Origin of the sequence: Amycolatopsis kentuckyensis (assembly GCF_002155975.1) — a bacterium.
Taxonomy (GTDB): Bacteria; Actinomycetota; Actinomycetes; order Mycobacteriales; family Pseudonocardiaceae; genus Amycolatopsis; species Amycolatopsis kentuckyensis.
In genome coordinates, this window is sequence record NZ_MUMI01000046.1 from 1 (window position 1) to 7,801 (window position 7,801).

A 7,801-nucleotide genomic window follows, 5' to 3' on the forward strand; every position below is an offset into this window, starting at 1 on the left:
GCCGCCGGGGCGGTTGTTGCGGTCGGCGACGAGGCCGGCCAGGGTGGCCAGGGCGATCTCCGGCGGGGTTCGGGAGCCGATGTTGAGGCCCACCGGGCGGTGCACGCGGGCGATGTCGGAGTCCGGGACGCCCAGCCCCTGCAGCGCGACCACGTGCGGGCCCGGGTGACGCGGGTTGCCGAGCACGCCCACCCACCGCGGCTTCCCCTCGAGCGCCGCCTTCAGCACCGGCCCCAGCTCGGGCCGGTGGTGGTCGGTGACGACCACGTCCGCGGACGCGTCGAGCGGCGGCAGCACGGTGTCCGCGTCGAAGCCCTCCGGGACGTCGGTGACGCGCGCGGGGTCGGGCTCGAACAGCGCCACGTGGTACCCGAGGTCCTTCGCGAACTTCAGCAGGAACCGCGAAACCGGCGACGCGAACACCGCCACCAGGGTCCGCAGTCCCGGGTCGGCCGGGGCCGTGCCGTGGGCGACGTCGCAAGTCTCGCTCATGGCCTCAGTCTGGCAGCTTCAGAGCTCTTCGAGCACGCTCAACCGGAAGTGGAACGTCGACGTCCGGCCCTCGACGATCACCACGTACCCGCCCGGGCCCCGCAGCACCTTCCGCGACTTCGGCGACCACGGGTAGGCGGGCTGGTACTCGCGCGCCAGCCGCAGCGCTTCGGCCTCGGCGGTCTCCTGGTCGGCGAAGGAAAACCGCTCCGACAGCGCCCAGTGCCGCTCCGAGGTGCGCTGCTCCTCGACCACCACCCACCAGCTCATGGCGTCACCACGCTCTGGCCAAGTGTCACGCGGAAGTGATACTTCGCCGTAGGGCCGGTCGCGATCACCAGATACCCGTCGGCGACCTGCAGCACCTTCCGCTCCGTCACCTTCGACGGGTGTACCGGCTCGTGCGAGAACGCCAGCCGCCGCGCCACTTCGTCGGCGTGCTCGCGGTCCCCGCCCGCGGGCTTCGTCTTCGTGACGTTCCAGGCGCGCGCGTCCCCGCCGCCGCGTTGTTCCTCGACGACCACCCACCACATGTCAGACCTCCGGCTCCGCGAATTCGAAGTACTCCGGCAACGGCGCGGTCCCCGCGAGGCGGAAGTACCGCACCTTCCGCCGCCGCCGCAGCCGCAGCGTGTCGCGGACGGCGTCGTTGTGGACGCGGCGGGCGATCACCACCCGGTGCTCGGCGTCGGTCAGCTCCTCGGCCAGCTCGGCCGGCAGGCCCGCCCGGTCGACGCGGCCCAGCTGCAGCGTCAGCTCGTTCTCCGCGGCTTCGCGCTCGGCCCGCGGCGCCGCTTCGGCACGCTCGGCCGACGTCCGCAGGCCCGGGGAGCCCAGCACCGCAGCGACCGCGCGCGCCACCACCGCCCGGCGCGCCAGCGCGGAGTCCAGCGCGGCCCAGCCGGCGTCCGTGCGGACGTGCAGCCGGTCCAGCCGGTTCGCGGTCGCCACCAGGAAGAGGCCGCCCAGCACCACGACCACGGCGAGCACCGGGAGCAGCCAGCCGAACACGCTCACCGGGCGAGCTCCCCTTCCGGCGCCGCGACCCGCCGCGGGTCGGCCGCGACGGCCGTCTCGTAGACGCGCAGCACCTGCGTGGCCACCACCGACCAGTCGTACATCGTGACGCGCTCCCCCGCCGCCGCGGCCAGCGACGCCCGGCGGGCCGGGTCGCCGAGCAGCTCGCGCAGCCCGTCCGCGAGCGCGGCCGGGTCACCGGTCTCGACGAGCATCCCGGCGTGGCCGTCGTCGAGCACCCGCCGGAACGAGTCGAGCCCGCTGGCCAGCACCGGCGTCCCGGCGGCCATCGCCTCGGTGAGGATCATCCCGAAGCTCTCGCCGCCGGTGTTGGGCGCGCAGTAGACGTCGACGCTGCGCAGCGCCTGGGCCTTCGTGGCGTCGTCGGCCTGGCCGAGCAGCTCCAGGTGCGGGGCCAGCTCCGGACCGGCGTCGCGGCGCAGCTGGTCTTCGTCGCCGCGGCCGACCACGACCAGCCGCAGGTCTTCGAACTCCGGGAGGATCCGCCGCAGCGCCTCCAGCAGCACGCCCATGCCCTTGCGCGGCTCCCCGAACCGGCCGACGAACCCGACCGTGCCCCCGGCTCGCGGGTAGCCGGGCAGCGGCCGCGCCGAGGAGAAGAACTCGACGTCGACGCCGTTCGGGATCTCCACGGCGTCGCCGCCGGCGTGCTCGACCTGGACCCGGCGGGCCAGCGCGGACACCGCGATCCGCGCGGTGATCTTCTCCAGCAGCGGCCGCAGCACCGGCTGGAACGCCGACAGCGTGCGCGAGCGCGTCGTCGCGGTGTGGAACGTCGCCACGATCGGGCCGTCGGCGATGAGCAGCGCCAGCAGGGACAGGCTCGGCGCGGCCGGTTCGTGCAGGTGCAGCACGTCGAAGTCGCCTTCGCGGATCCAGCGCCGCACCCGCGCGTAGGACACCGGGCCGAACTGCAGCCGCGCGACCGAGCCGTTGTACGGGATGCCGAGCGCCTTGCCCGCCGGGTGCACGAACTCGGGCAGCTCCGCGTCCTCGTCCGCGGGCGCCAGCACGGACACCTGGTGCCCGCGCGCGAGCAGCGCTTTCGTCAGGTCGATCACGTGCCCCTGGACCCCGCCGGGCACGTCGAAGGAGTAGGGGCAGACGATCCCGACCCGCATCGGCCGCGCGGCCACGCGTCAGCTCGCTTCTTCGAGGCTTGCCTGTTCGGCGGCCTCGAGGTCGGCCGGCCAGAACTTCTGCACCATGTGCCAGTCGGCCGGGTGCGCGGCGATGTCGCCGGCGAAGATGTCCGCCAGGGCCTGGGTCGCGGCCGGGACCTCGGCGCGCGCGGTGACGCGGATGCGCGGGTGCAGCCGGATCTGCCAGCCGTCCTCGGTGAACCAGCAGCCGGCCGGGATCAGCGCCGCGCCGGTCGTCGCCGCCAGCCGGGCCGGGCCGCCGGGGAAGCGGGCTTTCTCGCCGAAGAACTTCACCGGGATGCCGCTGGTGGTCAGGTCGCGGTCGCCCACCAGGCAGACGGCCTTGTTCTCGCGCAGCCGTTTCAGCAGCACCCGCATCGCCGAGCTGTCCCCGGTGAGCGGCACGATTTCGAAGCCGAGCGACTCCCGGTACTCGACGAACCGGCGGTAGAGCGACTCGGGCTTCAGCCGTTCCGCCACGGTCGTGAAGCCGCCGAGGTAGTCGGCCAGCCACACGCCGGCGACGTCCCAGTTGCCGCTGTGCGGCAGCGCCATCACCGCGCCGTTGCCCTCGGCCAGCGCCGCGTCGAGGTTCTCCACGCCGGTGATCGAGGCCGCGACCTTGGCGCTGACCTCCTTGTGGTCCATCGACGGCAGCCGGAACGTCTCGTGCCAGTAGCGGGCGTACGAGCGCATCGCACGCCGGGTCAGCTCGTCGAGCTCGACCGGGTCGGCCTGCGGCACCACGCGGGCGAGGTTCGCGCGCAGCTGCTGCACGCCCCCGCCGTCCCGGCGGACGGCCAGGTCCGCGCCGAGCGAGAAGACCGTGCCGCCGAACCCGGCGGGCAGCCAGCCGGCGAGCTTCCACCCGGCCGCGTAGCCGAAGGCGCTCAACCGCTCTGACAGCTTGCTCATGCGGGTTGCTCCCCGGCGGCCGCCTCGCGGGCCGCCTTCGCCACCGCGGCCGTGCGCTGCAGCAGCGTCACCACCGACAGCACGGCGAGCAGCCAGAGCGTCACGTCCACGGTGTACGGGATGCCGAACCCGTGCAGGCCGGTGCCGACCAGCGCGATGATCAGCCGCTCGGCGCGCTCGACGAGCCCGCCGTCGACCGGCAGCCCGGAGGCGTCCGCGCGGGCCTTGACGTAGGAGATGACCTGGGCGAGGACCAGGCACAACAGCGCCGCGGCGGCCGCCGGGCGGTTGTCGTCGACGACGAAGCACCACCAGGCGATGGCGGCGAACAGGGCGCCGTCGACCAGCCGGTCGCAGGTCGCGTCGAGCACCGCGCCGAACGGCGTGCCGTAGCCGCGGGCGCGGGCCATGGCGCCGTCGAGCAGGTCGAGCATGGCGAAGCCCCACACCGTGAAGGTGCCCCACAGCAGGTGGTCGGTCGGGAAGAAGACGAGGGCGCAGACGACCGCCCCGGCGGTGCCGAGCACGGTCATCACGTTGGGGGTCAGCCCGGCGCGGACCAGCGCCTGGCCGATCGGATCGGTGACGCGGGAGACGGAGGCACGCGCGAAGATATTGAGCATCGGTTCGTCGAGGCACCTGGCTACGAGGGTCGGGTGGGCGAATGCAGCCTATCCACCCGCCTCGGCGAACCCGACGCGCCGCCCCGGGTCAGCCCGATTTCGTGAGCTCGCCCTCGTGCTCCCGCGCCGCTTCGGCGGCCGCGGCGGCGGCGCACTTCGGCGACAGCCGGCGGCGGATCGCGGCGCTGATCTCGCCGAGCGCCGTCACCTGCTCCGGCGTCAGCGGGTCGAACAGGCTTTCGCGGACGGCCTCGACGTGGCCCGGCGCGGCCGCTTCGAGCGCGGCGAAGCCGGTGTCGGTCAGCACCGCCCAGGCGCCGCGCTTGTCGGTGGGGCAGGCCTCGCGCCGCACCCACCCGTTCGCCTCCAGCCGCGCGACGGCGTGCGAAAGGCGGCTGCGGGACGCCTGCCGGGCGTCGGCGAGCTCGCTCATCCGCAGCCGGCGGCCGGGCGCTTCGGACAGCGCGACGAGGACTTCGTAGTAGGTGTGCGGCATGCCCGAGTCGTGCTGCAGCTGACCTTCGAGATGCGCGCTGAGCATGCGGGTGGCCGCGTTGAACTCACGCCAGACGCGCTGTTCGTCGTCGCTGAGCCATCGGGTTCCGGACATAACTCCATCATACTCTCGGTTGAACACTCAATCAGGAGTTTTCACCGGTCGGGCGGCGCTGGTCCAGACGAGTGCCGCCCGCGCGTCACCAGGCGTCGGCCAGCAGGTCCCTCGTCTCCCCCAGCAGCTGCGGCAGCACCTTCGTCTGGCCGATGACCGGCATGAAGTTCGCGTCCCCGCCCCAGCGCGGCACCAGGTGCTGGTGCAGGTGCGCGGCGATCCCCGCGCCGGCGATGTGCCCCTGGTTCAGGCCGATGTTGAACCCGTGCGCGCCGGACACCGCGCGGATCACCGTCATCGCGTGCTGCGTGAATTCGGCGACCTCGCGCGTCTCCTCGACGGTGAGTTCGGTGTAGTCCGCGACGTGCCGGTACGGCACCACCATCAGGTGCCCCGGGTTGTACGGGTACAGGTTCAGCACCGCGAACACGAGGTCGCCGCGGGCGACGATCAGGCCGGTTTTGTCGTCCAGCGCGGGGATCCGGCAGAACGGGCAGCCGGCGTCATCGTCGCCGTCCGGCTTGTCCTGGCCCTTGATGTAGGCCATCCGGTGCGGGGTCCAGAGGCGCTGGAACGCGTCCTGGACCCCGACGCCCTGCTGCTCGACGAGCTCGGGACCCTCACTCACCGAACGACCGTCTCCAGTGCCTCGGCCGACGGCGACGCGTTTTCCCGGCGCCCGACCCACTCCGCGATCGCCTCGACCGCCTTTTCCACCGGCACGCCGTTGATCTGGCCGCCGTCGCGGAAGCGGAACGACACCGCGCCCGCCTCGACGTCCTTGGCGCCGGCCAGCAGCATGAACGGCACCTTCTGCGTGGTGTGGGTGCGGATCTTCTTCTGCATCCGGTCGTCGCTCGCGTCGACCTCGGCGCGGATCCCCTTGGCGCGCAACGCCTTCTCGATGCCCTGCAGGTGCTCGACCTGGTCGGCGGTGATCGGGATGCCGACCACCTGCACCGGCGCGAGCCACGCCGGGAACGCGCCCGCGTAGTGCTCGGTCAGCACGCCGAAGAAGCGCTCGATCGAGCCGAACAGCGCGCGGTGGATCATCACCGGCCGCTGGCGCGAACCGTCCGGGGCGGTGTATTCGAGCTCGAACCGCTTGTTCTGGTTGAAGTCCAGCTGGATGGTCGACATCTGCCAGGTGCGGCCGATGGCGTCCTTGGCCTGCACCGAGATCTTCGGGCCGTAGAAGGCCGCGCCGCCCGGGTCCGGGACCAGCTCGAGGCCGGAGTCGACGGCGGCCTGCCGCAGCGTCTCGGTGGCCTCCTCCCACTCCCAGTCCTCGCCGATGAACTTGTCGGAGTCCCCGCGGGTGGACAGCTCGAGGTAGAAGTCGGAGAGGCCGTAGTCGGCGAGCAGGTCGAGGACGAACTTCAGCAGCGACCGCAGCTCGGACGGCATCTGCTCCTTGGTGCAGTAGATGTGCGAGTCGTCCATCGTCAGCCCGCGGACGCGGGTGAGGCCGTGCACGACGCCGGACTTCTCGTAGCGGTAGACGGTGCCGAACTCGAACAGCCGCAGCGGCAGCTCGCGGTAGGACCGCCCGCGCGAGCGGAAGATCAGGTTGTGCATCGGGCAGTTCATGGCCTTGAGGTAGTAGTTCTCCTCGTCGAACTGCACCGGCGGGAACATCGTGTCCGCGTAGTAGGGCAGGTGGCCGGAGGTGTGGAACAGCTCGCCCTTGCTGATGTGCGGGGTGTTCACGAACTCGTAGCCGGCCTCCTCGTGGCGGCGGCGCGAGTAGTTCTCCAGCTCGCGGCGGATGATGCCGCCCTTCGGGTGGAACACCGGCAGGCCGGAGCCGATCTCCTCGGGGAAGGAGAACAGGTCGAGTTCGGCGCCGAGCTTGCGGTGGTCGCGGCGCTCGGCCTCGGCGATGCGCTCGAGGTGGGCTTCCTGGGCCTCGGCCGACTCCCACGCCGTGCCGTAGATCCGCTGCAGCTGCGGGTTCTTCTCACTACCCCGCCAGTACGCGGCGGCGACGCGGGTGAGCTTGAACGCCGGGATGAACTTCGTGGTCGGCACGTGCGGACCGCGGCAGAGGTCACTCCAGACACGTTCCTTGGTGCGCGGGTCGAGATTGTCGTAGATGGTGAGTTCGCCCTCGCCGACCTCCATCACCTCGGAGGTGTCCACTTCGGACTTGAGGTCGACGAGTTCGAGCTTGAACGGCTCGTCCGCCAGTTCCTTCTTGGCCTCGTCGACGGAGTCGAAAACGCGCCGCGAGAACTGCTGGGCGCCCTTCACGATCTGCTTCATGCGCTTTTCGAGCGCCTGCAGGTCCTCGGGGGTGAACGGCTTGTCGACGGCGAAGTCGTAGTAGAAGCCGTCCTTCACCGGCGGGCCGATGCCGAGCTTGGCGTCCGGGAACTGCTGCTGCACGGCCTGGGCGAGCACGTGCGCGGCCGAATGGCGGATGACGCTGCGGCCGTCTTCGGTGTTCGCGGCGACCGGCTCGACCTCGGCGTCGGCTTCCGGCGCCCAGGCGAGGTCGCGCAGCTTCCCGTCGGCGTCGCGGACCACGACGATCGTGTCCGGGCCCTTGGTCGGCAGACCGGCTTCGCGGACCGCCGCGCCCGCCGTAGTGCCCGCCGGTACCACCACGCGGGAGGCGGCCACGGGGGAAACGGGGGGCGACTGGGACACGATCGGCTCCTCAAGCTGGAGTGACAGAGATGACGCCGTCGATGCTAGTCGGCGGCGCTCGCGTGCCTCACGCGCGTGGCGCGAACGCCGGACGGGCCGCCTCCGGCTCCGGAGACGGCCCGTCCGATCGAGGTCAGAGGGTTTCGACGACCTGGTCGAAGTCCAGCCGCGGCAGGCGGTCGAACCACGGGTTCTCGCCGGGCTTGCCGACGTTGACGATGACCAGCGAGCGCCACTTCTTGTCCGCGAAGAACTCGTCGTCGACGCCCTGGGCGTCGAAGCCGGTCATCGGGCCGGCAGCCAGCCCGGCGGCGCGGACGCCGATGATG

At 72.0% G+C, this 7,801-nt stretch carries 10 protein-coding genes and 1 pseudogene; all 11 read right to left on the reverse strand.

Going from position 1 to position 7,801, the window contains the following annotated elements:
- The coding region (locus tag CCN39_RS04840) for an XdhC family protein (protein ID WP_086838749.1) at window positions 1-492 on the reverse strand (492 nt) is incomplete at its 3' end.
- 18 nt (window positions 493-510) lie between these two features.
- Window positions 511-762: a hypothetical protein gene (locus CCN39_RS04845; protein ID WP_086838751.1), complete on the reverse strand. Its 252-nt coding sequence runs from the start codon at window positions 760-762 to the stop codon at window positions 511-513.
- Entirely contained in the window at window positions 759-1,025 is a 267-nt protein-coding gene (locus tag CCN39_RS04850) for a hypothetical protein (protein ID WP_086838753.1), read from the reverse strand. Before CCN39_RS04850 ends, CCN39_RS04845 begins: the two co-directional genes overlap by 4 nt.
- 1 nt (window position 1,026) lies before the next feature.
- Window positions 1,027-1,509, reverse strand: a complete 483-nt coding sequence (locus CCN39_RS04855) for an NUDIX hydrolase (protein ID WP_086838755.1) — start codon at window positions 1,507-1,509, stop codon at window positions 1,027-1,029.
- Window positions 1,506-2,651 (reverse strand): glycosyltransferase family 4 protein, encoded by a 1,146-nt coding sequence (locus CCN39_RS04860; RefSeq protein WP_086838765.1) that lies wholly within the window; start codon window positions 2,649-2,651, stop codon window positions 1,506-1,508. The genes CCN39_RS04855 and CCN39_RS04860 overlap by 4 nt, the downstream gene beginning before the upstream one ends.
- An 18-nt stretch (window positions 2,652-2,669) precedes the next feature.
- On the reverse strand, window positions 2,670-3,587 hold the full coding sequence (locus CCN39_RS04865; RefSeq protein ID WP_086838757.1) for a phosphatidylinositol mannoside acyltransferase: 918 nt from the start codon (window positions 3,585-3,587) through the stop codon (window positions 2,670-2,672).
- On the reverse strand, window positions 3,584-4,210 hold the full coding sequence (pgsA, locus tag CCN39_RS04870; protein WP_086838759.1) for a phosphatidylinositol phosphate synthase: 627 nt from the start codon (window positions 4,208-4,210) through the stop codon (window positions 3,584-3,586). Before pgsA ends, CCN39_RS04865 begins: the two co-directional genes overlap by 4 nt.
- Before the next feature lie 88 nt (window positions 4,211-4,298).
- Window positions 4,299-4,820: a MarR family winged helix-turn-helix transcriptional regulator gene (locus tag CCN39_RS04875; protein WP_086838760.1), complete on the reverse strand. Its 522-nt coding sequence runs from the start codon at window positions 4,818-4,820 to the stop codon at window positions 4,299-4,301.
- Window positions 4,821-4,905: 85 nt separating this feature from the next.
- The gene (locus tag CCN39_RS04880; RefSeq protein WP_086838762.1) at window positions 4,906-5,448 is read right to left on the reverse strand and encodes an HIT family protein; all 543 of its coding nucleotides are present in this window, start codon (window positions 5,446-5,448) and stop codon (window positions 4,906-4,908) included.
- The gene (thrS, locus tag CCN39_RS04885) at window positions 5,445-7,472 is read right to left on the reverse strand and encodes a threonine--tRNA ligase (protein ID WP_086838763.1); all 2,028 of its coding nucleotides are present in this window, start codon (window positions 7,470-7,472) and stop codon (window positions 5,445-5,447) included. The genes CCN39_RS04880 and thrS overlap by 4 nt, the downstream gene beginning before the upstream one ends.
- A gap of 133 nt (window positions 7,473-7,605) precedes the next feature.
- Window positions 7,606-7,801: pseudogene (locus CCN39_RS04890) on the reverse strand (malonic semialdehyde reductase); the annotation flags it as partial.

What these genes read in the sequence shown, in the direction of transcription:
- CCN39_RS04845 (WP_086838751.1), bottom strand. Translation starts at nt 762, where the DNA reads ATGAGCTGGTGGGTGGTGGTCGAGGAGCAGCGCACCTCGGAGCGGCAC.
- CCN39_RS04850 (WP_086838753.1), bottom strand. Translation starts at nt 1,025, where the DNA reads ATGTGGTGGGTGGTCGTCGAGGAACAACGCGGCGGCGGGGACGCGCGC.
- CCN39_RS04860 (WP_086838765.1), bottom strand. Translation starts at nt 2,651, where the DNA reads ATGCGGGTCGGGATCGTCTGCCCCTACTCCTTCGACGTGCCCGGCGGG.
- CCN39_RS04865 (WP_086838757.1), bottom strand. Translation starts at nt 3,587, where the DNA reads ATGAGCAAGCTGTCAGAGCGGTTGAGCGCCTTCGGCTACGCGGCCGGG.
- pgsA (WP_086838759.1), bottom strand. Translation starts at nt 4,210, where the DNA reads ATGCTCAATATCTTCGCGCGTGCCTCCGTCTCCCGCGTCACCGATCCG.
- CCN39_RS04875 (WP_086838760.1), bottom strand. Translation starts at nt 4,820, where the DNA reads ATGTCCGGAACCCGATGGCTCAGCGACGACGAACAGCGCGTCTGGCGT.